General features: G+C 57.7%; 18 protein-coding genes. 7 read left to right on the top strand and 11 right to left on the bottom strand.

What is annotated here, in order from left to right; translation table 11 throughout:
* Positions 1 to 635 precede the first annotated feature (635 nt).
* A complete protein-coding gene (locus tag ACODS3_RS02300; RefSeq protein WP_489033060.1) occupies positions 636 to 1,634 on the top strand; it encodes an Abi family protein in 999 nt (332 codons plus the stop codon).
* Positions 1,635 to 1,862: 228 nt separating this feature from the next.
* On the opposite strand, the gene ACODS3_RS02305 is transcribed toward ACODS3_RS02300, so the two are convergent.
* Both ACODS3_RS02305 and ACODS3_RS02310 read right to left on the bottom strand, forming a co-directional pair.
* Complete coding sequence (locus ACODS3_RS02305; RefSeq protein ID WP_489033062.1) at positions 1,863 to 11,423, bottom strand: calcium-binding protein; 9,561 nt, start codon at positions 11,421 to 11,423, stop codon at positions 1,863 to 1,865.
* Between the two features lie 536 nt (positions 11,424 to 11,959).
* Positions 11,960 to 12,337: a hypothetical protein gene (locus tag ACODS3_RS02310; RefSeq protein ID WP_489033064.1), complete on the bottom strand. Its 378-nt coding sequence runs from the start codon at positions 12,335 to 12,337 to the stop codon at positions 11,960 to 11,962.
* A gap of 296 nt (positions 12,338 to 12,633) precedes the next feature.
* Between ACODS3_RS02310 and ACODS3_RS02315 the strand changes: the two genes are divergently transcribed.
* The gene (locus tag ACODS3_RS02315) at positions 12,634 to 13,530 is read left to right on the top strand and encodes an EamA family transporter (RefSeq protein WP_489033066.1); all 897 of its coding nucleotides are present in this window, start codon (positions 12,634 to 12,636) and stop codon (positions 13,528 to 13,530) included.
* A gap of 70 nt (positions 13,531 to 13,600) precedes the next feature.
* Positions 13,601 to 14,434 carry a glutathione-dependent disulfide-bond oxidoreductase gene (gene yghU, locus ACODS3_RS02320; protein ID WP_489033068.1) on the top strand — a complete coding sequence of 278 codons (834 nt, stop codon included), beginning with the start codon at positions 13,601 to 13,603 and terminating at the stop codon, positions 14,432 to 14,434.
* A gap of 121 nt (positions 14,435 to 14,555) precedes the next feature.
* On the opposite strand, the gene ACODS3_RS02325 is transcribed toward yghU, so the two are convergent.
* Positions 14,556 to 15,602 carry a PDDEXK nuclease domain-containing protein gene (locus ACODS3_RS02325; protein WP_489033070.1) on the bottom strand — a complete coding sequence of 349 codons (1,047 nt, stop codon included), beginning with the start codon at positions 15,600 to 15,602 and terminating at the stop codon, positions 14,556 to 14,558.
* 143 nt (positions 15,603 to 15,745) lie between these two features.
* Between ACODS3_RS02325 and metC the strand changes: the two genes are divergently transcribed.
* From metC to dxs, 4 genes are all read left to right on the top strand, one after another.
* A complete protein-coding gene (metC, locus tag ACODS3_RS02330; protein ID WP_489033072.1) occupies positions 15,746 to 16,918 on the top strand; it encodes a cystathionine beta-lyase in 1,173 nt (390 codons plus the stop codon).
* A gap of 90 nt (positions 16,919 to 17,008) precedes the next feature.
* Positions 17,009 to 17,251, top strand: coding sequence for an exodeoxyribonuclease VII small subunit (locus tag ACODS3_RS02335; RefSeq protein WP_201006967.1), 243 nt, complete (start codon positions 17,009 to 17,011; stop codon positions 17,249 to 17,251).
* Entirely contained in the window at positions 17,248 to 18,135 is an 888-nt protein-coding gene (locus ACODS3_RS02340; protein WP_304575588.1) for a polyprenyl synthetase family protein, read from the top strand. Before ACODS3_RS02335 ends, ACODS3_RS02340 begins: the two co-directional genes overlap by 4 nt.
* A 147-nt stretch (positions 18,136 to 18,282) precedes the next feature.
* Positions 18,283 to 20,175, top strand: a complete 1,893-nt coding sequence (dxs, locus tag ACODS3_RS02345) for a 1-deoxy-D-xylulose-5-phosphate synthase (protein WP_489033074.1) — start codon at positions 18,283 to 18,285, stop codon at positions 20,173 to 20,175.
* A gap of 78 nt (positions 20,176 to 20,253) precedes the next feature.
* On the opposite strand, the gene ACODS3_RS02350 is transcribed toward dxs, so the two are convergent.
* The 8 genes from ACODS3_RS02350 to ACODS3_RS02385 form a co-directional block, all read right to left on the bottom strand.
* Positions 20,254 to 20,673, bottom strand: a complete 420-nt coding sequence (locus tag ACODS3_RS02350; RefSeq protein WP_201006972.1) for an MFS transporter — start codon at positions 20,671 to 20,673, stop codon at positions 20,254 to 20,256.
* Positions 20,670 to 21,287, bottom strand: coding sequence for a GTP cyclohydrolase II (gene ribA / locus ACODS3_RS02355; RefSeq protein ID WP_201006973.1), 618 nt, complete (start codon positions 21,285 to 21,287; stop codon positions 20,670 to 20,672). The genes ACODS3_RS02350 and ribA overlap by 4 nt, the downstream gene beginning before the upstream one ends.
* A 104-nt stretch (positions 21,288 to 21,391) precedes the next feature.
* A complete protein-coding gene (locus ACODS3_RS02360) occupies positions 21,392 to 21,901 on the bottom strand; it encodes a phosphatidylglycerophosphatase A family protein (protein ID WP_201006974.1) in 510 nt (169 codons plus the stop codon).
* Positions 21,898 to 22,863 (bottom strand): thiamine-phosphate kinase, encoded by a 966-nt coding sequence (thiL, locus tag ACODS3_RS02365; protein WP_489033077.1) that lies wholly within the window; start codon positions 22,861 to 22,863, stop codon positions 21,898 to 21,900. Before thiL ends, ACODS3_RS02360 begins: the two co-directional genes overlap by 4 nt.
* An 18-nt stretch (positions 22,864 to 22,881) precedes the next feature.
* Positions 22,882 to 23,379, bottom strand: coding sequence for a transcription antitermination factor NusB (gene nusB / locus ACODS3_RS02370; protein WP_201006976.1), 498 nt, complete (start codon positions 23,377 to 23,379; stop codon positions 22,882 to 22,884).
* Entirely contained in the window at positions 23,376 to 23,852 is a 477-nt protein-coding gene (gene ribH / locus ACODS3_RS02375) for a 6,7-dimethyl-8-ribityllumazine synthase (RefSeq protein WP_025262014.1), read from the bottom strand. The genes nusB and ribH overlap by 4 nt, the downstream gene beginning before the upstream one ends.
* A gap of 130 nt (positions 23,853 to 23,982) precedes the next feature.
* Positions 23,983 to 25,074 carry a bifunctional 3,4-dihydroxy-2-butanone-4-phosphate synthase/GTP cyclohydrolase II gene (ribBA, locus tag ACODS3_RS02380; protein WP_489033080.1) on the bottom strand — a complete coding sequence of 364 codons (1,092 nt, stop codon included), beginning with the start codon at positions 25,072 to 25,074 and terminating at the stop codon, positions 23,983 to 23,985.
* Between the two features lie 17 nt (positions 25,075 to 25,091).
* On the bottom strand, positions 25,092 to 25,754 hold the full coding sequence (locus ACODS3_RS02385) for a riboflavin synthase (RefSeq protein ID WP_489033082.1): 663 nt from the start codon (positions 25,752 to 25,754) through the stop codon (positions 25,092 to 25,094).
* Positions 25,755 to 25,789 lie beyond the last annotated feature (35 nt).

The raw sequence follows: 25,789 nt of genomic DNA on the forward strand, positions 1-25,789 counted from the left end.
TTATTTGTCGGCTAAAAGTCATCCACCCCAAGCCGTCTGCGCCGCGCAACCAACGCCCGCCGAAACGAAATCTCCGCATATTCCATAAAAAGTCGCGCCAAGTGATTAAGCGCGTCCTCCTCCCCTTCGCAGCCCACGACAGAATCAAACCCAAGCGCACGCTTGTTCTGCAGCATGCGTTCGGTGGTTTTTCCTTCGGTTGATGACCTCGCAACTTGAAGCCTAGGAGGGACTGGTCACCAGAATCGATCTCCCACAATCCTTCGAGAATGCAGATCACAGACTCGACGTCATTGAATTCATGGGCATGTGCAGGGGAATAGGGGCGGATCCGTATGTGCTGCTTCGTAACCTGAAAGCAAAGGCCGCCTATCCTTGAGAGACCGAGCGGATCTGGATACAGAAGACATATGCTCTTACACCAGAGCATTCGCCGTACGGTTGCAACACACTATGCTTGCTGACGCCAAACCAACATAAAAGACGGTCTACCCGTTCATCAATGCAGTGACAAAGACCTTGCAAAACAACGTAGCTGTGCCTAACCTCTCCCGCAACATACCCGCCATGCCTAGGGCTGCTTCGGCAGTTACGCACAAATTGAGCGGGTTTTTTATGCCCGACTGTTTTTCGGCATGAAGCCCTTTAGCAAGCCAGCCATTGATATTCCTGCCCAGTTGGATTTGCTCAAAAAGCGTGGGCTTACTATCCAGGACGAAGGCAAGGCGCATTGTTTTTTTGAGGCCGTCAGTTTCTTTCGCCTCACGCCTTACATGCGCCCGTTTCAAGTGTCCGAAGATGCCGAGCATGGTTTCAGGCCCGGTACGCAGTTGAAAGAACTTACTCGTCTATACGATTTTGACCGACGCCTGCGACTGTTGGTAATCGATGCGATTGAACGCATTGAAGTTGCAGCACGGGCCGCCATCAGCAACCACATGGGACCTAAATATGGGGCTCACTGGTATCTGGAGGTTCATTTTTTCCAGCGCACCTATCGCCATCAGGCACTGCTCGACAGCATTCGTAGTAAACAGGAAAAAGCGCATCAGGACCATTCGCGCGAATGTCAGCGCATCGATGCCTTCCAAGCATCTGATGCTCGCAAAACGCTACTCAAAAGCCTGCGCACCAAGGAAAGTTATGCGCGACATTACACACTGACTTACAACGCTCCAGACCTGATGCCCGCCTGGGCCGCCATGGAAGAGATAACCCTTGGTGAGCTCTCATACTTGTTCAAAGGTCTCGCACGCGATGCCGACAAAAAAGCCATCGCCCGACGCATGGCCTTGCCAGGACCACTTCTGCAGTCATGGCTGCATACCCTGACGACCATTCGCAATATATGCGCACATCATGCTCGTCTATGGAACCGAGAATTGGGCATCCGTCCAGAGCTTCCCAAAACAGTCAATTTCCCTTGGCCAACGTATTTACAACAACCAGGGCAACATGCACGAATGTTCACAGTGCTATGCATTCTCAACCTGCTGATGCGCCAAGTCAGCCCACACACCAGTTGGGATAGACGCTTGCATGAGCAATTGAATGAATTCGCCGACATCAATCTATCAGCCATGGGCTTCCCACCCGACTGGCAGAACGATCCGTTTTGGCAAATGCTCGATTAACCCTAATAGCCCAGAAAGCCTATGGCCTTTGCGGCGTATTGCACCCGCTGCGATGCACTTGGTAATCATTGCGAGCACGACTGCAGAAAGGCAGCGAAGGTGAAATACGGAATGCCAAACACAGACTCGATGTGATTATGTGTCGAAGATTTGAAGCCGATCCTGCTTCGCAGACAGGGCCGCTGTAACCAAGAGCAACCGCGCCCAAAGGCGCGGCTGCTTCCAGACTTACTGCCAGTTAGCCGCAATCACGGCATTCAACGAGGCCTGGTAGTTTTCCGACAGCTTCACTTCTCCCGGTGCAGGAGGTGCGAAAGCCGCCATGGCTTGTACCATTTGGTCAACCTGACTAGCCATCAGGACCTTGCCATCCGCCGTGCGGAATTGTTCGATCTGCTGGGCATCCTCCCAAGTGCCTTCGCCCCAGAACGACCATTTGGATACCGTCACCTTGTCGCTCGTGCCGATGACGCCGACTTCCAGATCCCAGCCATTCTTGCTGAACCACAGTTGGTCGGCAGCAATACCGCTCCCAAACTGCAGCACGTCAGTGTTGGCATCCGGGTCAAAGTCGTCGATGACGTCCTGGCCGCCGCCGCGCTCGAACTGGTAGAGGTCGTTGCCACGGTCGCCATACAGTCGGTCATTGCCCGTGCCACCGATCAGGGTGTCAGCGCCTGCGCCTCCGTTCAGTTCATCATCCCCGGCACCGCCCGACAGTACGTCGTTGCCGCCCAGACCATAGAGCTTGTCGTTGCCTGCAAGGCCACTGAGCGAATCGGCCACAGCATCATCGCCATAAAGCGCGTCATTGCCCTGGGTGGACGTGCCGTTGCTCATCGTCTTGATGGTGCTGGCATTCCAGATGGTGCCGTCGGCGAACTGGATCTGTTCGATCAGGTTCGCGGTATTGGAGAACCATCCGGAAACCGTCAGCCTGTCGCTTGTGCCAGCAATGCCGACATACAGATCGTTCAGGCTACGAGTGAGCTGGATATCGGCAGGTTTGAGGCCTTCCGCAAGCTTGATCACGTCCAGGTTGCCGGCCGTATTGTCGTAGTCGCTTATCCAGTCCTGCCCGGCACCGCGATAGAACAGGTAGGTGTCGTTGCCTGCATCGCCATACAGGCTGTCATCACCGGCACCGCCATCGAGGATGTCCGCTCCGGCTCCGCCATAGAGCTTGTCCTTGCCAGCGCCACCGTTGAGGGTGTCGTTGCCTGACAAGCCGTAAAGGCTGTCGTCACCGCCCAGCCCGTTGAGAACATCGGCAACGGACTCTTCACCTTGCAGGGTATCGTTGCCTTCGCTCGCCACGCCTTTGACCATAGCTTTGAGGGCCGTTGCATCCCAGACGGTGCCATCCACGAACTGGACTTGCTCGATCTGCGAGTCGGTGGAGTAGAACCAGTCACGAACGGTGATTTTGTCCGAAGTGCCGATGATCGCCAGTTCGAGGTTGTCGCCCACGCGCGAAGCCTTGATATCGCCCGGGCTGATGCCTTGTGCCAGCTTGATCACATCGATATTGCCGGAGGTCCAGTCACGGTCCGAGATCTGGTCCTGGCCACCGCCACGCTGGAACAGATAGATGTCGTTACCCGAGCTGCCATACAGCGAGTCGTTGCCTGCTCCGCCATCCAGCGTATCGACACCCGATCCGCCATCGAGCATGTCATCGCCAGCACCGCCAATGAGCACATCGTTACCGGCCTGGCCGTACAACTGATCATTGCCGCCAAGCCCGTCGATCTGCTCACCCGTCTCGTCGCCGTAGATCGTATCGGCCGCTTCGCTGGCCACGACCACCGACAGGCGCTTGAGGTCCGCGACAGACCAGACGGTCCCGTCAGCGAACTCGACGCGCTCCACCTGATAGTTGGAGCCGGTGTATTCGTAGATTTTCATCCAGTCAGTAGTGCCCTTGATGGAGAGCACGATATCCGACCTGTCACGCTTGACGATGATATCGTCAGGGGTGATGCCTGCCGCGACTTTGATGGTGTCGACATTGCCCGTGGTGGAGTCGAACTCGTTGATCGTGTCCTGGCCCATGCCGCGATAGAAAAGGTAAGTGTCATTGCCGCGAGATCCGCTCAGGGAGTCGTTGCCGGCACCGCCATCGAGAGTGTCATTACCGTCGCCGCCATCGAGGTAGTCGTTGTCGGCTCCACCATTGAGGGTGTCGTTGCCGCTTTCGCCGTACAGCGTGTCTCTACCGGCACCACCATTGAGTTGGTCGTTGCCAGCATCACCGTAGAGCCTGTCATCGCCATTGAGCCCATCCAGTACATCGGCTCCAACGTCGCCATACAAGGTATCGGCCGAATCACTGGCCACTCCCCGGGTCATGGCTTTGAGGGCATCGATATCCCAGACCGTGCCATCGGCAAATTCGACACGCTCCACCTGATAGTTGGTGCTGTTGAAGAAGGTGATCGACATTTTATCTGTCGTTCCCTTGATCGAGAGATGCAGGTAGTTGCCGTCACGATTCAGAATCACATCTGCTGGAGCGATATCGGCAGCGACCTTGATGGTGTCGACATTACCCACAGTCCCATCGAAGTCAGTGATGGTGTCCTGCCCCATGCCGCGGTAGAAGCGGTAGGTATCATTGCCTGCATCACCCGACAGTCTGTCATTGCCCGCACCACCATCCAGCGTGTCGTTGCCATCACCGCCATAAAGCCAGTCGACGCCATCACCACCGTTCAGTACGTCGTTGCCAGCCCTGCCGTACAGGGTGTCGTCGCCGCTCAGCCCGTTGATGGTGTTGGCCAGCGCATCGCCATTGAGGTAGTCACCGCTCTGGGTGCCGGTGATCAAGCCGGTCTGCTCGCCGACAACGATGTCGAACACATCACTGACCACCGCACCTGCACGGTCCACGGCCGAAACCTTGACCGAGACGGTTCCCTGGCTTCCAGGCGTGCCGCTGAAGGTGCGAGTGGCCGCATCGAACGTCAGCCAGGCTGGCAACGCCTGACCGTCGGCAGACTGCGCGGTAATGTTCAATATGTCACCGGCATCCACATCAGTGAATGTCGCTGCCGGTAGGGCAAAGTTCAGGAGTGTGCCTGCGATTGCAGCCTGATCGACAATGGCCTTGGCCAGGACCGGCGCATCGTTGGTATTGCTGATCCGTACGTCAAAGCTGTCGCTGACGGACAGGCCGGCCTTGTCAGTCGCCGTGACGCGAATCGACAGGTTACCGACGGCGCTGTTGTCTGGCGTGCCCCGGAAGGTGCGAGTGGCGGTATCGAAACTCAGCCAGGCTGGCAGAGGTTTGCCATCAGCCAGGGTTGCACTCAGCTTCAGGGCGTCACCGCTGTCCGCATCGACAAAGGCGTTGCTCGCCAGTGTCAGGACAAAGCCGCTGTCTTCTGCCACGTTCTGATCGGCAATCGCCTGTGCGATGGTCGGTGCACGGTTGGCCTGGGTCGCCAGCGTGGCGGTGTTCCAGACCGTGCCATTGGCGAACTCGATGCGCTCGATGCTATGACCACGGGCAGCGGTCCAGCCGGAAATGATCTGCTGACCATCGTTCAGGCGCAGCACCATACCTTGCGCGGTGTGATCGACAGCGACGTCGCTTGCGTTGATGCCCGCTTCAAACGCAATGGTGTCAACGCCACCACTGGCATCCAGGTCTTCATTGATCAAGTCCTGGCCATGACCGACACCGAACACGTAGCGGTCATTGCCCTTGCCACCCTGCAGGAAGTCATCGCCCGCACCGCCGTACAGGCGGTTGTCGTGCTCGTTGCCGAACAGTTCGTTGGCCTGCGCGTTACCCGTGGCATTCAGGGCGGAACCGGACAAGGTCAGGATCTCGACATTCGCCGCCAGGCTGTAGTCGACCGTGGAAATGACCTTGTCATTACCAGCGTCGGCATCCTCCATGACCACATCGCCGATGTGATCGACAAAGTAAGTGTCATTGCCCAGGCCACCGATCATCAGGTCTGCGCCCTGGGCGCCGTCGAGACGGTTATCGCCGATATTGCCGCGCAGGATGTTGTCGACGCTGTTGCCCGTGGCGTTGATGCTGGCGCTGCCGGTCAGGTTCAGGTTTTCCAGGTTGCTGGCCAGCGTGAAGGAAACCGAGGCATTGACCGTGTCCGTGCCCTGACCTTGCGACTCGACGACCCGGTCAGAACCGTCATCGACCACATAGGTGTCGTCACCCAGACCGCCGATCAGCACATCGGAACCTCCGGCACCGTCCAGCACGTTGTTGGCGCTGTTGCCCACAATGCGGTTGGCCAGTTCATTGCCGGTGCCATTGATAGCCGCATTGCCCAACAGTTGCAGGGATTCGACTTCACTGGCCAAGGTATGACTGACACTGGACTTGACCAGGTCATAGCCACCGCCCACCACTTCCTTGATCACGTCACCGACGTTGTCGACGATATAGGTGTCGTCGCCTGTCCGTCCTTCGAGAACGTCCGCACCGGCACCGCCATCGAGGGTATTGCCGCCGGCGTCGCCGATCAGCAGATCGTTGGCATCAGTACCGCTAAGCAGCACTTTGGGCTCTGCAACTGCCTGGCCAAAAATGAAGTTGGCAGCGGACAGTTGATTGGCGGTGACGCCTTTGAGGGTCAGGTACTGAGTGCCACTGGCCATCGCTCCCAGCCAGACTCTCAGGTATTGCTCGCCATCCACTGTCACCGAACTGAAGTTCAGCTCGGCAAAGCTGTGTACCGCACGGATCTGTGACAGGTCGATTTTTTCGGCTGGATTGGCCACCTCGAAATCGTCGATCAGGTTGGCCATGATGCCTTGGGAAGCACTCGCTTTGAGGTCTTCGACCACGACAAAACGATCATTCCCGGCACCGCCAGCCACCGAGGCTCCGGTGTGTGTAGCCGCACCACCGAGGTTAATGTTCGGAGCCAGCAACGTGGTGGTTGCGTAATCAGCGATACCTTGATCGCCCTCAAGATAGAGGACATCGTTACCGGCATCGCCTCCGAGATAATCCAGCCCGGCACCGCCGTAGAGCACGTCATCACCTGCCCCGCCACGCACCACATCATTGCCTTCGCCGCCGTTCAGGGTATCGTTGCCGCCGACACTTGATGACGTGGAGCTTTCACCGACCAGGACATCGTCACCCAGACCACCGGTTATCACATCGGCTCCCGTGCCACCGAATACGCGCTCGCCGCCATCGTTGGCCCAGTACAGAACCCCATTGGTCGTGTCCGGCAGAATCCGCTCGGTCACGGTGCCATCAAGCCCGAAACCAAAGCCGGAGTAACGCTCCAGACGGCTCAGGCTCACACCTTCCGGTACATGCACGAAGCTGCTCAGCGTCAGGCCCTGGGACTGCACATTTTTAAGTACCAGGACTTGCCCGTCATCCAGCGTCAGCCGCGTGTCCGCACCTTGCTGGCTGATGCCCATCGTCGAATACACGTCCGGGCCGAAACCGGACAGAACGATTCGGTCGGTGCCGATGACGAAGTCGGTCAGGGTATCGACGTCACCCGCATTCTTGTCGATCACAAAATAGTCGGTGTCGGCACCACCGGTCAGGGTGTCATTGCCCTGCCCTGCGATCAGCGTGTCGATGCCAGCGCCGCCCGACAGCAGATCGTCGCCACGGCCACCCGAAAGATGGTTATCCGCAGCGTTGCCGGTCAGCGAGTCGCCAAACTCACCGCCGATCAGGTTTTCGATCTGGCCTGGATTGGTAATCGTCAACTGGGCACCGGCGAGGGTCGCCTGGCCTTTGGAAAGATCGATGACGCTGGCACTGGCTATCGCCGCGGCATTGATCGTGTCTACGCCACCATCGGTATCGTTGAGCACATTGCGCCCACCCGCAGCGGCCAGCTGTGCATATTCATTGGTATACACATACTGGTCATCGGACGTACCGCCCTTGCCATAAACGTTCATGCTCCAGCTATTGAGTGTGCCGGTGTCGCCGGTGACCGTATCGATGACTTGCAGCGTCCAGTTGCCCTGCGCCATTTCACCCCGCAGAAGCGCCGTGTCGAAAACGTAATTCAGGGTGGAACTGCCAGCGAAGTCGGCGTCACCACGCTCGCTCGCCGCGCCGCCAGGCGCCTTGCCCGGACGGTTCATCAGAATGGATTCAGTACCGGACGGCGAGATCAGCTTGAGGATCAGGTCACCGGGTCGGGAATGCGTCAGGCTGACTTTGACTTCAACATGCTCGACAGAAATACCGGCGTTACCCAGGGTCAGGGAATGGCTGATGCCTGCGCCCTGTCCATCAGTGATTGCACGGTTGAGGGTGCCGGAGTCCAGAGGCTGGTTCAGGCTGAATTCATTAGCGAAGGTCTGCTGGGTATTCCAGGTTTCGGCCAGACGAACCGCCGCGCGGGCATCGACTTCGCCATAACCATAGTCGTGGCTGACGTGCATGCCGCCGCCGTTCCAGTTCTGGCTTCCGTTTTCCTGCCAGGAGGTATCAGGGTCGGCCACCTTGCGAGCCGAAAGCGCCAGGATCTGCTGGACGTCGCGATACCCCAGCTCAGGGTTGGCTTCGAGCATCAGTGCCACGATGCCGGAGACGATCGGCGCGGCAAAACTGGTGCCTTGCGAAACGCTGGTGTCGGCACCGAACGTGGAGCCATTGTCGTTCTGCACCAGACGCGAAGTGGAGGTCACGTTCGAGCCCGGCGCACTGACCAGAATGCTGGCGCCCGGGCTGGAAAACGGCTTACCGCCAAACTGGAGAGCACCCAGGTCGGTGGTGGCATTGATCGCGCCGACAATGATACTGCTGCGGCTGTTGGAAACGTTCGAGTAGTTGGTGTTTCCGCCTTTCTGCCGGTCGTTACCGCCTCCTGTGACAATCACGGTCCCTAGCCCGTCACGCCCCTCTTGCAGGGCCTGACGATGTGGCGTCGGCATCAGTCCCAGTTCGGCGGGGGAAAACTTCAGGTCGAAGGGAATGCTACTCCCCCAACTGTTGTTCACCACGTCATATTCATGCATGTGGGACATGGTGCTGAAGTCGTCTTTGTTGACCCAGTAACCGGCAATCGTGGCGTCATAAGCCACGCCCACACTGCCTTCGCCATTGCGGGAGGCGACCATTACACCGGCCACCAGAGTGGCGTGATCGCTGAAGACGCCGCCGCTGCCCTCGCCCGCCATCTGTCCCGGCGTGGCATTGGCCAGCCAGTTCTTGTCGATGTTGTCTTTCAGGTCGGCATGGCGGTAATCGAGCACTTCCTTGGTCGTGCCGAAAGGGCTGGTGGTTTCGATCTGGGCAATCCTGACGCCCTTGCCGGTGTAATCCTTCCAGACAGGGAGAATATTGGCCTGGGACAGATACCATTGATCGGTCACCAGCGGATCGTCAGGCAGATCCGAGGTCTTGAGGTACACCGCAGCGCGCATCGTCGCGCTTTCACCGGTTCCCATGCTGATAACCGTACCGGCCTCATTGCCCTTGGCGTCAGCGACGGTGTACTTGAAGCCCATGATGCCGGTAAAGGTTGCATCCGGCGTAAACAGCACATCGCCGGCCTGAGTCACGCTGGCCGTACCGCCCACGACATCGAACAGTCCGGTGATGTGCAGCGCATCATGCTGCCAGTCGATGTCGTTCTGCAGCAGTTGTTCCTTGCCGATCAGATGCGCACTGGTACGCTCGAAAGCCGCACCGGCCTTGTCGTTGCTCAGGACATCCTTGACCAGCAGAGGGTTCTCGATCCCTTCGCTGGTCGCGCTCGGGATCTCGACCAGCTTGAGGTTCTTGAAGTTGATCTTTTCGATGTTCTGCAGGAAATCGGTACCGTCGCGCCCTGCAACGGTGTCGCTGATCCAGACACCTTCTGCCGTTCGTGTCAGACGGTAGTCGGCAAAGTCGCCGGACAACTCGACGACGTCCAGGCCGTCACCGCCGTCGATCACGTCATCGCCCGCACCACCGATCAGTACATCGTCGCCAGCGCCGCCGTTGAGGTTGTCGTCATCCTGACCACCATCGATGAGGTCGTTGCCCAAGCCGCCCTGAATCTGGTCCTGTCCACGGTGACCACGCAGTACATCATTACCGGCTCCGCCGTTGATAAAGTCGTCGCCATCCTCGCCAGACAAAGCATCGTTGGCAGAGCCGCCGACCAGGACATCGTCACCATCGCCACCGCGCATATAGACCGTGCTTTGCCCGTCGGCGATAAACACGTCATTACCTCTGCCGCCCTGAGCGATCTCGATCTCAGCCTTGGTCAGGTTTAGAACAACACCTCGATCACCGATCACCTGAACGATATCGGTACCCGCGCCGCCATGGATATTCGCGGCGGCGTCATCAGCGTCGATCAGCAGTACGTCATCCCCGGCACCGGCCTGGAAGCTATCGCTGCCCTGTCCACCTGAAAGCCAGTTGTTCTTGCTATCGCCCAGCAGAGTATCGTTACCTGATGACCCACTGGCATTGCTGACGCCCTTTTGCGCGACATCAATGGTTTCACCGGTCACAGAAGAGGACGCATAGGCACTCACGGGTGCCACCTCTCCACCACCCTGAGTCGAAACAATCGTTCCATTACCACTGGCACTGAAGGTATGGCCATTAGGGTTTGCCAGGAAATTGGCTGCAATCGCTTCCTTACTGACGCCATTCTGGGTGAACGTGCCACGGGCCAACACTTCGTTGCCATCGCGTACTTCGCCGTTCTGCAGAGTATTGGCAAGGTTGATACGGGTGATACCAAGCTCGTTCAGCGAGCGAACTTCATCGGCCTCGCCAGCATCGACCGCCCCATTACCGTTGCTATCCACCCAGCTTTTGCCGTCATGGTTAGCATCGACCCAAACCTTGACACTGGACCAGGCGTCATCGCGATTATCAAAAACACTGTCACCATTGCTGTCCAGACTGGCAAGCGCAGCAAAACCATTGGCAAAACGTTTTTCCCCTGCATTTCCGGCAGTCCCTGCGGCTCCGCCAAAGTATTCGGAAAGGGTCTCGCTGATATTGTCGATCTTGCCGTTATTGTTGCGGTCGACCACGACAATCCCGTCTTGAGCACTGACCCAGCCGGTTTCTTCCAGACTGCCGCCATCGTTGTCGACATCAAAAAGCACAGGCTGGCTGACATAGTCAGTCAGCCGGACGCCATCGCCATTAAGATCGAGTACCAGAGGGTCAGTCGGAAGGGTCAGACGTGACAAGGCATTGCCCGAGTTCAGCCAGGCGCCTGCCTGCCCCGAAACACTGTCGAATGACAGACCGCTGCTGGCACTTTTCAGGCTGAAATCGAATACGTCCTTGACCGTGTTGCCGTTACCAGGCCGATAGCTGTCGGCAAGAATCTGCGTCGCAGCAGCAGCGAAGGTATTGTTGACCCACGAATCCTGCATCTGGTTGATGTTCAAACTGCTCGGGTTGTAAGTGATTGCCCAACCACCACCACTGCGCACAAGCCCATCTGCCACTTGTGCCGCAAATCGATCATGGTCTGTGGCGTCTTTCTCGAGTGTCAGGCCAGCGTTGAAGATATCGAGGTTGAAATCGTTAATGCTGGGGGGCTTGGTAGGGATACCTACATAAGCCTTGATCTGGTCGACGTTCTCAAGGTAAACCTCACCACCACTGACGCCCCCACCTGGCTTGGGTGCATATTGACCACCGGGGGTATCGGCGAAAAACTTGTCAGCCTTCTCGCTCGCCCATTCCTTACCATTGTTGTAATACGTGATCAGAATCGCATCTTTGGTGTCCTGATCATAAATACTCCAGGCAGCAGCGGCCTTGGTAGAGTAAAACTCTTGGCCCTCTTGAAGCATCAAGGCTGCAAACTTCAAACTCAGGTTATTACCTTCGTTAGAAAGATCGCTGACTAATGCCTTGTAATCCTGCGTATATCCTTTAAGCCCCAACGGGTCCGAATCTGGATTATTGCTATTGTATTTATTCAAAAGATCAATGGCCGTCAAGACCTTGACATTACCGGGACCGACATCATTGAGTACCGGATTCTCCCATTTGATCTGCGCCTTTTGAAATGAACCGGCCTTGACGACATCTTTCAGAATTTGCTGATCGCTAATAACACTTTCGTAGTTCTGCTTTAGCTCTTCATGCGTAAAACTGGTTACCCTTTGGGTTTGAATCCAGTCTACTGTACCGAGCGACTCGTACTCTTCTCCAATAGCGCCCAACAATCCTTGGGCGGTTACCCCTGGAACGCCAAGCGCGCCGGCGACTTCCTTGGCTTTATCAGCTTGGCTTTTTATATATTCAAGTGTTGATTCACTGAACGCCATAACACAATTCCTTATGAGTAAATAAACCAGCTAAAAGAGAAACGATGGCCGGCTCATCAAGAGCCGGCTCCCAAAGTAAGAATCAATATCAGAAATAAACCATGCGAAGTGACCGAGACGATGGATACCCATAACCCGGCCTTTTTCAAATAACGCGCATTGATCAATTTCCCGAAAACAGCCAAAGCGCCCCCAAGCCAGCCGACTTGGGAAAACGCAAACATCACTACAAGAAAAACCACTAAATTCCAGCCACCGCCGCTGCCATGGATCCAGAGCAAATAGCAAAAAGCAGACAGCGGAATACTGCAGCCCCAGATAAACAGAGAGGCCGCATGTTCGGGCTTAAATTTTATGGCGATAAACGTTGAAAGCAGCAATCCCAGATAAATATATCCATCCAGGCCTGCGAGAAAAATCTTGAGCCCATCCATTGGTATCCCGCTCCCTGGGTGTGCAGCCACTGACCTTTAGTTGCCGCTAAAAAGCAAATAGCGCCTTCCTTCGTCATCGTCGAAAAGAGTCGCTACTTTGCTGACTGACACCATAGATGCACTAAGCCAGCAAATGTATAGATTCCGATACATTACTTCAAGTCAAGTTTTTGCTCACAAAACAGACAAATAGACCATTTTTCAGGCATAAATCTTTCTGACTGCCACAAGACCGGCAGGTCAGAGTGCATTAACCTGCCGCTGTAGATGACTCACACGACCAGGAAGTCCCCCCAATGAAACTCCACCACCTCCTCCTCGCCATCCTGATCACCGCAATCTGGGGCCTCAATTTCTCGGTCATCAAGCTGGGCCTGACCTCTGTGGATCCGTTCATTCTGGCGGGGCTGCGTTTTGCGCTCTGTGCGCTGCCTGCGATCTTCTTCATTCCCAAGCCTGATGTCGCGTGGCGTTACATCATCGGTTACGGGCTGATCTTCGGCATAGGCCTGTGGGGTGTCGTCAATCTGGGGATCAAGTCGGGTCTGTCGGCGGGGATTGCTTCGCTGGTTTTGCAGTTCAGTGCGTTTTTCACGATTCTGCTGGGTGCCTGGGTGTTCAAGGAGACGGTCACCCGTTATCAACTGGCCGGGATTGGCGTCGCGCTGTGCGGGCTGTTGAGCATTATTTTTATCGTGGATGGCTCGGTCACGGCGACCGGGCTGATTCTGGTGCTGTTGGGTGCGTTGGCCTGGAGTGTTGCAAACATCATCAATAAAAAGGCCGGGACCAAGCAGGTATTTGCCTTTCTGGTCTGGTCCAGCGCCTTTTCGCCGATTCCGCTGTTCCTTCTGGACTACATCGTCAATGGCACCAGCGGCTATGTCACGCTGGTCAACCAACTCGACCACCGCGCCGTACTGTCGATTCTGTTTCAGGTTTATCCCAACACCTTGTTCGGTTACTGGATCTGGAATTCATTGCTCAATCAATATCCGGTTTCCACGGTTGCCCCTCTGTCGCTTCTGGTGCCTATATTCGGCATTCTGGGCTCGGTGGTGATTTTTGATGAAAGCCTGTCGCTTATAAAACTCCTTGCCGTGATTCTTATCGTGTCGGGTCTGGCTATTGGTCTGTATGGTCAACGTATCAGTAACGCCTTGTTCGCTCGCTTCGGTCGCCCTTTGGCTTGATTGATCGTGATGAACAACAGGCAACGCCACCAGTCGAAATAGTCACGCTCAACCATTACGAGGTTCCCGCATGAGCAATACCCCCTACACGCCGCCAAAGGTATGGCAGCCTGCTTCATCCGGCGGTGCCTTCGCCAATATCAACCGCCCCACTGCCGGCCCGACCCATGACAAGGAACTGCCGGTAGGCAAGCACCCGTTGCAACTCTATTCGCTGGCAACGCCCAACGGGGTGAAGGTCACTATCCTTTTGGAAGAGTTATTGGCGCTTGGGCACAGCGGTGCCGAATATGACGCCTGGCTGATCAAGATTTCGGAAGGTGATCAGTTCTCCAGCGGCTTTGTCGAGGTCAATCCCAACTCCAAGATTCCTGCGCTGCTGGATCGCAGCCAGGAGAAACCGGTGCGGGTGTTCGAGTCCGGGTCGATCCTGCTTTATCTGGCGGAGAAATTTTCCAACTTCCTGCCCTCCGATCACGCAGGCCGCACTGAAACCCTGAACTGGCTGTTCTGGCAGATGGGTGCTGCGCCGTATCTGGGCGGCGGGTTCGGGCATTTCTATGCCTACGCTCCCGAGAAGAACGAGTACGCCATCAACCGTTTCGCGATGGAGGCCAAGCGTCAGCTTGATGTGCTGGATCGTCGCTTGGGCGAGAGCCGTTATCTGGCCGGTGACACTTACACCATCGCCGACATAGCCGTCTGGCCGTGGTATGGCGCGCTGGTGCAGAACAGTGTTTATTCCGCAGCGGAGTTCTTGTCCGTGCATGAATATCCGAACCTGCTTCGCTGGACCGAAGAGATCGCCGCACGCCCTGCCGTCATCCGCGGCAAGAAGGTCAATCGCACATGGGGTGATGAAGCGGATCAGGTTCCAGAACGGCATCAGGCGTCTGATTTGTAGGAGTGAATTTATTCGCGAGAGGCCCGTGGAAGCGATAGATTTTCTTTGGGCGTATCGCGGATGAATCCGCTCCTACATTTTCAATGCCGATCAGTTTTGTTTATGCATCAACTGATCGGCATCATGACTCCAGAGTATCCAGCTCATCAGACAAGGCCGCTTCGATCTGAGCAATACTCGGCAGGCTTTGTGTCAATGTCTCTGGCAAGTCTCGCAGTAACTGATATTCCGCGACGCCCATTGGTTTGCCGAAGCCGGATAAAGCGTAATCCGCTACCAGGCGGTTGTGCTGTCTACACAGCAACAGCCCTATGGTGGGCTTATCATCGTCAGCCTTGATCTGCGCATCGACAGCCGCCAGATAAAAGCTCAGTTGCCCGGCGTGTTCAGGCTTGAATGAAGTGGCCTTGAGTTCTACCACCACATAGCATTTGAGCCGCGTGTGATAGAACAGCAAGTCGATGAAGAACTCGTCACCCGCCACCTCCAGCCGGAACTGACGTCCTACAAATGCAAAACCGGCTCCCAATTCCATCAGGAAACGGGTGATGTGTTGAATCAGACCATTCTCGATCTCTCGCTCCCGGGCGTCATTGCCCAAGCCAAGAAAATCGAACAGATACGGATCCTTTAACACCTGCCGGGCAAGAGCTGAATCATCGGATGACAGGTGCATGTCGAAGTTGGAGACGGCCCCACCCTGACGCAAGTGCAAGCTGCTCTTGATATTGGCTTCCAGAGTGCTGCGTGACCAGCCATGCTGGACGGCTTGTGCCGCGTACCACTCTCGATCTGCGGTGTTATTCAGCTTGGTCAGCAGGGTGACGATGTGGAACCAGGGTAATTGGGCAGCAGGCTGCTGCCCAAATTGACAATCAGGGCAATGAAGCGCGAAGAACGCCATGTACTTGAGGTTACGGTTTGAAAAGCCGCGAACATCAGGAAACGCATCTGAAAGGTCAGATGCAAGTCGCTCTATGATCTTCGCGCCCCAGCCACGCTGCGTTTGCCGTTGCCTGATATCCAGACCAATCCGATGATAAAGCATCACCAGCTCACTATTAACCGCCAGAGCCGCACGCTGTCGCGCCCGCGTGATGTCACCCTTGAGCGACTTCAACCAATCGCTATAGCCCTCAGGCTGAACAGACGTCGTACTATTACCCACAAATCACCTCTTCTATCGCTCAAATACAAGAGGCAGCGCATGATAATCACCCGTGACGTCAGGCTGTATGCAGGATGCTTCTGAATCTCGTGTCTCCTGCGTAGCAAGCTGAAATTCTTTTACCCAGTAGTTCGGAGCCTGCAATGCCCCAAGACAAAGACCCTCTCGCCCAGACTGCGTTGTCCCAAGATGGCCGTAGTGCCAGCAGCGGGCCGGGCATTGCGGTGAACCCGCCGGTGGTACGCATGAGCACGGTGTTGTTCGACAGCCTGCAAAGCCTGCGTGAAGCAGAAGCGCGGACTGCGGGCCCGGATCGTTCGCTGACCTATGCGGCCAACGGCAACCCGACGGCATTTGCGTTGCAGGATCTGGTCTCGAAGCTTGAAGGCGCGCATGGCACTTGCCTGTACTCAACCGGCCTCGCGGCGGCGGCGCAGATGTTTCAGGCATTTCTGCGTCCGGGCCAGCATGTGCTGATTACCGAGGCGGTATACGGCCCGGTTCGGCGATTGGTCAGGACGTTGCTGACGGCCTTCGATATCGAATTCGATTACTACACCGCCGACGGCAGCAATGTGGAGTCGCTGATCAAGTCCAATACACGCATGATCTACGCCGAAGTCCCTGGCTCGCTGACTTTCGATATCTGTGACCTGCCCGCCTTGTCGCGGCTGTGCAAGGCACGCAATCTGCTGCTGGCGGTGGATAACTCCTGGGGTTCGGGGGTGCTTTTCAAGCCGCTGGGGCTGGGAGCGGACATCTCGTTGATGGCGTTGACCAAATATATTGCCGGGCACTCGGACGTCATGATGGGCAGCGTCAGCACCACCGAAGAGCACTGGAAAACCCTCAAGACCATGAACACTGCCGTGGGCAATACCGTGAGCCCCGACGATGCCTACCTCGTTTTGCGCGGTGCCCGGAGCCTGGCGGCACGCATGAAGATGCACGAGCACAATGCACTTCAAGTCGCGCAGTGGCTGCAAGGCCATGAACAAGTCGCTCGCGTCCTGCACCTGGCGTTGCCGGAAGATCCAGGGCATGCCATCTGGAAGCGGGACTTCCATGGCTGTAACGGCTTGCTGAGTTTTGAGTTCAAGACCGCCGACCGTCAGGTTCTGGACCGGTTTACCGGTGCCTTGAAGCTGTTTGGTGTCGGTTACTCATGGGGCGGTTTTGAAAGCCTCGTCTCCGAGGTGGATCACTATGGCGCGCGCGAGCAAGCCCTGCCGATGTTGCGCCTGCAAATCGGCCTGGAAAACCCCGATGACCTGATCGAGGACCTGAAAGCCGGATTTGCAGCCGCTCTGAACTGACAACCCGCGACTCAGGTCGCTCAAGCGTTTGCCCCACGGCTGCGGCTCTGCTAGTGTCGCGCCGGTTTAATCTCCACCGGGAATGCCGCCATGGCCCGCAAGAAAGCTGCACTGGATTTCGAACAATCCCTTACCGATCTGCAAACGCTGGTTGAGCGTCTGGAGAATGGTGAGCTGTCGTTGGAAGACTCATTGACCGCTTTCGAGCAAGGCGTGCGCCTGACACGTGACTGCCAGAATGCCCTGGCCCAGGCCGAGCAGAAGGTGCAAGTGTTGCTGGAGCGCGACGGTGAACTGGCCGAAGAGCCTTTCGATGCGGAACAACCCGAATGATCGCGAGCTATCAGGCGCAAAGCCAGGCTCGCGTCAACGCGGCACTCGAGGGTCTGTTTGAAGCACCTGGCCCGGAGCTGACCCGTCTTTATGCTGCCATGCGCTATAGCGTGATGAACGGCGGCAAACGGGTACGCCCGCTGCTGGCATACGCGGCCTGTGAAGCGTTGGGCGGTATCGCTGAAGACGCCAATGGCGCGGCCTGTGCGGTCGAGTTGATCCATGCCTATTCGCTGGTGCATGACGATTTGCCCGCCATGGACGACGACGATCTGCGTCGCGGCCAGCCTACAACCCACAAAGCCTTTGATGAGGCCTGTGCGATCCTGGCAGGCGACGGGCTGCAAAGCCTGGCGTTTACCGCCCTGCTCGACCCGCGCCTGACGTCACAGGATGCCGAAACCCGCTTGCTGATGGTCAGCACCCTGGCCCAGGCCGCTGGCCCGGCCGGTATGGTGGGCGGGCAAGCCATTGACCTGGGGTCGGTAGGCTTGAAGCTCGATCAGGCCGCACTGGCGTTCATGCATCGGCACAAGACCGGTGCGCTGATCGAAGCCAGCGTCAGGCTCGGCGCGCTGGCCAGTGGTCATGCCGATCAAGCCCGACTCGACGCACTGCAGGTCTATGCTCGCGCTATTGGTCTAGCCTTTCAGGTACAGGACGACATTCTCGACGTTGAAAGCGATACCGCTACTCTGGGCAAGCGCCAGGGTGCCGATATTGCCCGTGACAAACCGACTTATCCCGCGTTGCTTGGCCTGGAACCGGCCAAGGCCTATGCGCTGGAACTTCGCGATCAGGCGCTGAACGCACTGCGACCATTTGACGCAGCCGCAGAGCCGTTGCGGGAGCTGGCGCGTTACATCGTCGAACGCCGCAACTGACATAGCAGCCGAACGTCAGACCTGATGAATCAACGACGCTCGATCAGGTCTGATTCATTACTCCTGCGTATCTGCAGATGCACTTCATGGGCAGCTTGCGATGCATAAGGTAAACTGCCGCCTCTTTTACTTATAACGATTCGCCTGATGCCCACGACGTTCAAAGAGATTCCCCGCGAGCGCCCGGTTACGCCGCTGCTCGACCGTGCAGATACACCGGACGGCCTGCGCCGCCTGGGTGAAGCCGAGCTGGAAACCCTGGCAGATGAACTGCGCCAGGAGTTGCTCTATTCCGTTGGTCAGACCGGCGGGCATTTCGGTGCAGGCCTTGGCGTCATCGAACTGACCATCGCCCTGCATTATGTATTCGATACCCCGGATGACCGTCTGGTCTGGGATGTCGGTCATCAGGCCTATCCGCACAAGATCCTTACCGGCCGCCGCCAGCGCATGACCACTCTGCGCCAGAAGGACGGCATTGCCGCGTTCCCGCGTCGCAGCGAGAGCGAGTACGACACCTTTGGCGTCGGGCATTCCAGCACGTCCATCAGTGCCGCGCTGGGCATGGCGATTGCCGCCCGCCTGCAAGGCAGCGACCGCAAGTCTATCGCGGTGATCGGCGACGGCGCACTGACCGCCGGCATGGCTTTCGAGGCGCTGAACCACGCGCCGGAAGTCGCTGCTGACATGCTGGTGATCCTCAACGACAACGACATGTCGATCTCGCGCAACGTCGGCGGGCTGTCGAACTATCTGGCCAAGATTCTTTCCAGCCGCACTTACACCAGCATGCGCGAAGGCAGTAAAAAAGTGCTTTCACGTCTGCCTGGCGCCTGGGAAATCGCTCGCCGCACTGAAGAGTACGCCAAGGGCATGCTGGTGCCCGGCACCCTGTTTGAAGAACTGGGCTGGAACTACATCGGCCCTATCGATGGCCACGATCTGCCGACCCTGATTGCCACACTGCGTAACATGCGAGACCTCAAAGGCCCGCAGTTCCTGCACGTCGTGACCAAGAAAGGCAAAGGCTTCGCTCCGGCCGAAGTCGATCCTATCGGCTATCACGCCATCACCAAGCTTGAACCGCTGAATGCGCCTGCCGCACCGAAAAAAGCCAGCGGGCCGAAGTATTCCGGCGTGTTCGGTCAGTGGATCTGCGATATGGCCAAGGCCGATTCGCGGTTGGTGGGCATTACCCCGGCCATGAAAGAAGGCTCCGATCTGGTTGAGTTCAGTGAACGCTTCCCGAATCGCTACTTCGACGTGGCCATCGCCGAGCAACATGCGGTGACACTTGCCGCCGGTATGGCATGCGAAGGCAGCAAACCGGTGGTGGCGATCTACTCCACCTTCCTGCAGCGCGGCTATGACCAACTGGTGCATGACGTGGCGGTGCAGAATCTCGACGTGCTGTTCGCCATCGACCGTGCAGGTCTGGTAGGCGAAGACGGCCCGACTCACGCCGGCAGCTTCGATCTGTCGTACCTGCGCTGCATTCCCGGCATGCTGGTAATGACGCCGAGTGATGAGAACGAGCTGCGTCAGATGCTCAACACCGGTTACCTGTATGTTGGCCCGGCCGCCGTGCGCTACCCGCGTGGCACCGGCCCGAATGCGGTTATCGACAACGGCCTGCAGCCCATCGAAATCGGCAAGGGCGTGGTTCGTCGTCAGGGCAAGCGTGTTGCCATGCTGGTGTTCGGCGTGCAACTGGCCGATGCGCTGGAAGTTGCAGAAAAACTGGATGCCACGGTTATAGACATGCGCTTCGTCAAGCCACTGGACGAAGCCCTGATCCGTGAAACGGCAGCCAGTCATGATTTGCTGGTCACCATCGAAGAGAACGCCATCATGGGTGGCGCGGGCGCGGCGGTCAGCGAGTTCCTGGCGCGAGAGAATATCCTCAAGTCCGTGTTGCATCTCGGCTTGCCCGATATCTATGTCGAACACGCCAAACCGGCACAGATGCTGGCCGAGTGTGGTCTGGATGCAGACGGTATCGAAGCGGCGATCAAGGCACGGTTGGCGTTGATTGGCTGAAGCACAAACGAAACGGTGGGAGGCAGCTTGCTGGCGACAAGGCCAGTGAAGCTGGCCCATGTGCTACGTGTCTGAGAGTTATCCCAGTTGCGGCGGAATGCGGTACAGGTAAAACAGCGCCACAGTAGAGAGAGCAAGCAGAAACACAGGCACCGGTTCAAGCCCGATGAACAAGGCCCCAGCCGCCACCCATGCCGGAATCCCGGCGAACAGAAAGGCAATACGGCGAGTCGCAGCCAGCTTGAGCCAGGCTGCAGTTTCGTCGGGTGTGTCGAGTGCCGCCTGGGTGGCAATCAATGCACGCTTGAAAGCACCGAAAGGCTTGAGGCTGAGGAACATCGAGGCGACACCGGCGATGAACAACGGCATCGCCAACACGTGAATCAGGACCTCACCAGCATCCAGAAAAATACAGACCACCAACAATGGCGCAAGACTCAGGCCTAGCTGCTGCCACCAGGCCAGCGCCATCCGTCTGCGCACATTGTTGCGATTCACGCCGGGTCGACCTCACTCTGGTGCTCATTGCCCATCATGTGGCCCAGCTTGCCGGCCTTGGTCGCCAGGTACAGTTTGTTGTGCGGGTTGTGGCCAGTGTGCAGCGGCACACGTTCGGCAACCTTGATGCCCATGTCGGTCAGGGCTTTGACCTTGCGCGGGTTATTGGTCATCAGGCGCAGGGAGTCGACTTTCAGGTGTTGCAGCATCGGCAGGCAGATCGCGTAATCACGCTGGTCGGCCGCAAAGCCCAGACGCTCGTTGGCCTCGACCGTATCGGCACCGCCGTCCTGCAATTCGTAGGCGCGGATCTTGTTCATCAGGCCAATACCGCGACCTTCCTGACGCAGATACAGCAGCACACCACGGCCTTCGATGGCAATGGCGCGCAAGGCAGCTTCAAGTTGGGAGCCGCAATCGCAACGCTGGCTGAACAAGGCATCGCCGGTCAGGCATTCGGAATGCACCCGGCCCAGAACAGGAGCGCCATCGGCAATATCACCCAGACTCAGGACCACGTGCTCGCGCCCAGTTTCCTGTTCGAGAAAACCATTCATGGTGAATTGTGCAAAAGGGGTTGGCAGCTTGGAAGCAGCGACAAATACGACGGGCACCGTGTGCTCCTAATAGTAGAAGACTGGAAATTCGCAAGGTCCGATTGTAACAGCACGTTCTTGGGGACGCTTAGGCTGAATTCTTACCCATTAATATCAAAAAGCTAGATCAATCCCCAGGCCCAGACCAGTCCCTGCATGGAAAACCAGGCAAATACACCGGCCAGCACATCGTCGATCATGATCCCGAAGCCACCATGGACATGCCGGTCCAGCCAGCGAATGGGCCATGGCTTGAGGATGTCGAAAAAACGGAACACCAGAAAACCTACCAACAACCACGCCCAGCCTTCAGGCACCAGCCAGAGGGTTATCCACATCCCGACCATTTCGTCCCAGACGATCCCTTCGTGATCGTGTACGCCCAGATCGTCCGCGACCTTGCCGCACAGCCAGAAGCCAAACAGCATGGTGACACCCAGCATGAGCCAGTAGCCCCAGCCCGGCAGCATCTGCCACAGGGGAATGAATGGCACAGCAACGATCGAACCCCAGGTTCCGGGTGCCTTGGGCAGCGTACCCGAACCAAAACCGAAGGCGAGAAAATGCCAGGGGTTGGTCCAGACCGAAGGTGGTACAAACTCGGCTGGAACCTGTTCGGGGTTGTTTTTCACGCTTCACTCCGAAAATGCTGATAGCCCAGCGCGGCAGGCGTGATGTCTTGCCCATCGGCATCCAGCAAGGCAACGCCCTGCCCTTCGACCACTCGCCCGATCACATGCACCGGCCAGCCTGCATCAAGCAGACCAGGCAGTTGCTCGGGCGGCAACGTGAAAGCCAGCAAATAATCATCGCCACCACTGAGCGCAGCCTGTTGCGCAGCGGGCAGATCAAACAACTGTAGCAAGGGCTCAGACATCGGCAGCTTGTCGCGCTCGATCAGCAAGCGCACGGCCGACGACCGGGCAATGTGCCCACAGTCGGCAAGCAAGCCATCGGAAATATCCAGCGCAGCCGTGGCCTTGCCTCGCAACGCCTGCCCCAGCGCCAACTGCGGCTGTGGTGACCAGTAACGCGCCAGCAAGGGCTCGGCAATCGAAGGCTGCGCACTGCGCTGATTCAACACCAGAGGCAAGGCCGCGGCGGCATCACCCAAGGCTCCGCCGACACACAGCAGATCGCCTTCGCGGGCACCACTGCGCGTAAGAGCCTGACCGGCAGGCACAGCACCGAATACGGTCAGCGTCAGGCTCAATGGCCCGCGCGTGGTATCGCCACCCACCAGACGCAACGAACACCCCTGCGCCATCAGGTTCATACCTTCGGCAAAGGCCTGAAGCCAGGCGGCTTCGACCTGAGGCAACGTCAGGGCAAGCGTGAATGCAACAGGGCGAGCGCCCATGGCAGCCAGATCGCTGGCAGAAACCGCCAGAGCGCGCTGGCCCAGCAGAAAAGGGTCGCAGATGTCGGGGAAATGCACCCCGGCAACCAGCGTATCGGTGGAAATCGCCAACTGCTCGCCGGGCGGTAACGCCAGCAGCGCGCAGTCGTCGCCGATCCCCAACGCGACCCCTTCGCCGCCCTGCGCACAAGGCGCGACAGCGAAGTAATTGCGGATCAGCTCGAATTCACCCATGAGAGTTACAGGCGCCGGTCAGCGCTTGTGAGCCTTCACTTCAGCATCACGCAGACGAGGTGCCAGCTTGTCCAGTACACCGTTGACGAACTTGTGGCCGTCAGTGGAGCCGTAGACTTTAGCCAGCTCGATGCCTTCGTTGATCACAACGCGGTAAGGCACGTCGATGCGCTTGAGCAGTTCAAAGGTGGACAGGCGCAGAACAGCAAGCTCGACCGGGTCCAGCTCTTCGATGGTCAGGTCAAGGCAAGGCTTGAGCGCAACATCGATTTCGGTCTTGTTGGTGGCGACACCATGCAGCAACTCGCGGAAGTAAGCGCCATCGACGTTGCTGAAATCGTTATCGACGCGAAACTGCGCCTCGATTTCATTCAACGAATGACCTGCCATGTGCCACTGGTACAGCGCCTGGGTCGCGAGCTGACGTGCTTCGCGACGTTTGGCGCTCTTGCCTTTGGCAGCCTCGGGAGACTTGGCGTCGCGCGGGTTGAACTGATCGCTATCGTCGGAAATCACTTGGCCTCCAACTGCGACAGCAGACTGACCATTTCAATGGCAGACAGTGCAGCTTCAGCACCTTTGTTACCGGCCTTGGTGCCGGAACGCTCGATGGCTTGCTCGATGGAGTCGACAGTCAGTACGCCGAAAGCGACTGGAATGCCTGCGTCCATGGAAACCTGAGCCAGGCCTTTGACGCACTCGCCAGCCACGTATTCGAAGTGAGGCGTACCACCACGGATCACCGCGCCCAGGGCGACGATGGCCGAGAACTCTTTACGTTGGGCAACTTTCTGCACAACCAGAGGAATCTCGAAAGCACCCGGCGCACGGATGATGGTGATGTCGCTTTCGCTCACGCCATGGCGAACCAGCGCATCGACAGCGCCGCTCACCAGACTTTCCACGACGAAGCTGTTGAAACGGCCAACCACCAAGGCGTAGCGGCCTTGTGGGGCGATGAAGGTACCTTCGATGGTCTTCAAGGTCATTCGGGTGAGTCTCGTATTAAAGAGCAAGCCCGCCTTGGGGCGGACTGTCAGGGATTGTAGGCCACGAATCGGAACTGCCAGGGCGGAACATGCAACACACAAGCGTCAGCACGGACCGACCTGCCGGTATTTATTCGGAGGGCACGTATTCTACAACTTCCAGATCGAAACCGGATATCGCATTGAACTTCATTGGTGAACTCATCAGGCGCATCTTGCGCACACCAAGGTCACGCAGGATCTGCGAACCGGCACCTACAGTGCTGTAAGTCGTCGGCGTCTTGATGACCTGCTGCCCGGCGGTTTCCCGGATATGGGCCAGCAGAACATCGCCATCCAGCGGGTGACCGAGCAACAGAACCACACCGCTGCCAGCCTCGGAAACCGCGGACATTGCGGCACGCAGGCTCCAGCGACCCGGTTGCTTGACCATCAATAGATCGCGCAGCGGGTCCATGTTATGCACACGAACCAGGGTAGGTTCTTCTGCACAGATATTGCCCAGGGTCAGCGCCAGGTGGACATCACCTTCGACGGAATCGCGATAGGTCACCAGGTTGAAATGACCCAGTTCGCTGTCCATTGGCTGCTCGGCAATCCGCTGAACGGTACGTTCGTGGATCATCCGATAGTGAATCAGGTCGGCAATGGTGCCGATCTTGATGTCGTGTTCGAGGGCAAAGGCTTCGAGTTCGGCACGACGGGACATGGTGCCATCGTCGTTCATCACTTCGCAGATCACACCGCTCGGCTCGAAACCAGCCATGCGCGCCAGGTCGCATGCCGCTTCGGTATGACCGGCGCGGGACAGGGTTCCGCCCGCCTGAGCCATCAACGGGAAAATATGGCCGGGGCTGACGATATCTTCAGCCTTTGCATCTTTTGCAGCAGCGGCCTGCACGGTGCGCGCACGGTCAGCGGCAGAAATACCGGTGGTCACGCCTTCGGCAGCTTCGATGGAGACTGTGAACTTGGTGCCGAAACCGGAACCGTTGCGTGGCGCCATCAGCGGCAGCTTGAGGGTTTCGCAGCGCTCGCGGGTCATGGGCATGCAGATCAGACCACGGGCGTACTTGGCCATGAAGTTGATGTGTTCGGCTTTGACGCATTCGGCGGCCATGATCAGGTCGCCTTCGTTCTCGCGGTCTTCATCATCCATCAGGATGACCATCTTGCCCTGGCGGATGTCTTCAACCAGTTCTTCGATCGTGTTGAGCGCCACTCGGCACCCCCTTCAATTCAGGATTTGAGGTAGCCGTTCTCGGCCAGAAAGCTTTCGGTGATCCCGCCCTGGCCGGGCTCGGCAGCCTTGTCACCCAGCAGCAGGCGCTCCAGGTAGCGCGCCAGCAGATCCACTTCCAGATTGACCTTACGGCCCGGACGGTAGTCAGCCATGATGGTTTCGGACAGGGTGTGCGGCACGATGGTCAGCTCGAGCTCGGCGCCATTGACCGAATTGACGGTCAGGCTGGTGCCATCGACTGTGATCGAGCCTTTGTGCGCGATGTACTTGGCCAGTTCACGGGGAGCGCGCACGCGAAACTGGATCGCACGGGCGTTATCTTCACGGGAAACGATTTCACCCACACCATCGACATGACCGCTGACCAGATGGCCGCCCAGACGCGAGATCGGCGTCAGTGCCTTTTCCAGGTTGACCCGGCTGCCAACCTTGAGGTCGACAAAAGCGGTCACGGTCAGGGTTTCACGACTGACATCGGCCCAGAAACCGTCGCCGGGCAATTCGACGGCAGTCAGGCAGACGCCATTGACCGCGATGCTGTCGCCCAGTTTGACGTCAGTCAGATCAAGCTTGCCGGTTTCCACGTAAACGCGGACATCGCCGCCTTTTGGAGTCAGGGCGCGGATGCTGCCGATGGATTCGATAATGCCGGTAAACATGGGTCCTCCGGGAGAACAAGGGCTGCGCGCTAAGC

It is taken from the genome of Pseudomonas sp. FG43, assembly GCF_057809175.1.

Coding starts and splice junctions, on each gene's coding strand:
- thiL (WP_489033077.1), bottom strand. CDS start 22,863: ATGGGTGAATTCGAGCTGATCCGCAATTACTTCGCTGTCGCGCCTTGT.
- ACODS3_RS02335 (WP_201006967.1), top strand. CDS start 17,009: ATGGCCCGCAAGAAAGCTGCACTGGATTTCGAACAATCCCTTACCGAT.
- ACODS3_RS02305 (WP_489033062.1), bottom strand. CDS start 11,423: ATGCTTCAAGAGGGCCAAGAGTTTTACTCTACCAAGGCCGCTGCTGCC.
- metC (WP_489033072.1), top strand. CDS start 15,746: ATGCCCCAAGACAAAGACCCTCTCGCCCAGACTGCGTTGTCCCAAGAT.
- dxs (WP_489033074.1), top strand. CDS start 18,283: ATGCCCACGACGTTCAAAGAGATTCCCCGCGAGCGCCCGGTTACGCCG.
- ribH (WP_025262014.1), bottom strand. CDS start 23,852: ATGACCTTGAAGACCATCGAAGGTACCTTCATCGCCCCACAAGGCCGC.
- ACODS3_RS02385 (WP_489033082.1), bottom strand. CDS start 25,754: ATGTTTACCGGCATTATCGAATCCATCGGCAGCATCCGCGCCCTGACT.
- ACODS3_RS02340 (WP_304575588.1), top strand. CDS start 17,248: ATGATCGCGAGCTATCAGGCGCAAAGCCAGGCTCGCGTCAACGCGGCA.
- yghU (WP_489033068.1), top strand. CDS start 13,601: ATGAGCAATACCCCCTACACGCCGCCAAAGGTATGGCAGCCTGCTTCA.
- ACODS3_RS02310 (WP_489033064.1), bottom strand. CDS start 12,337: ATGGATGGGCTCAAGATTTTTCTCGCAGGCCTGGATGGATATATTTAT.
- ACODS3_RS02315 (WP_489033066.1), top strand. CDS start 12,634: ATGAAACTCCACCACCTCCTCCTCGCCATCCTGATCACCGCAATCTGG.
- ACODS3_RS02300 (WP_489033060.1), top strand. CDS start 636: ATGAAGCCCTTTAGCAAGCCAGCCATTGATATTCCTGCCCAGTTGGAT.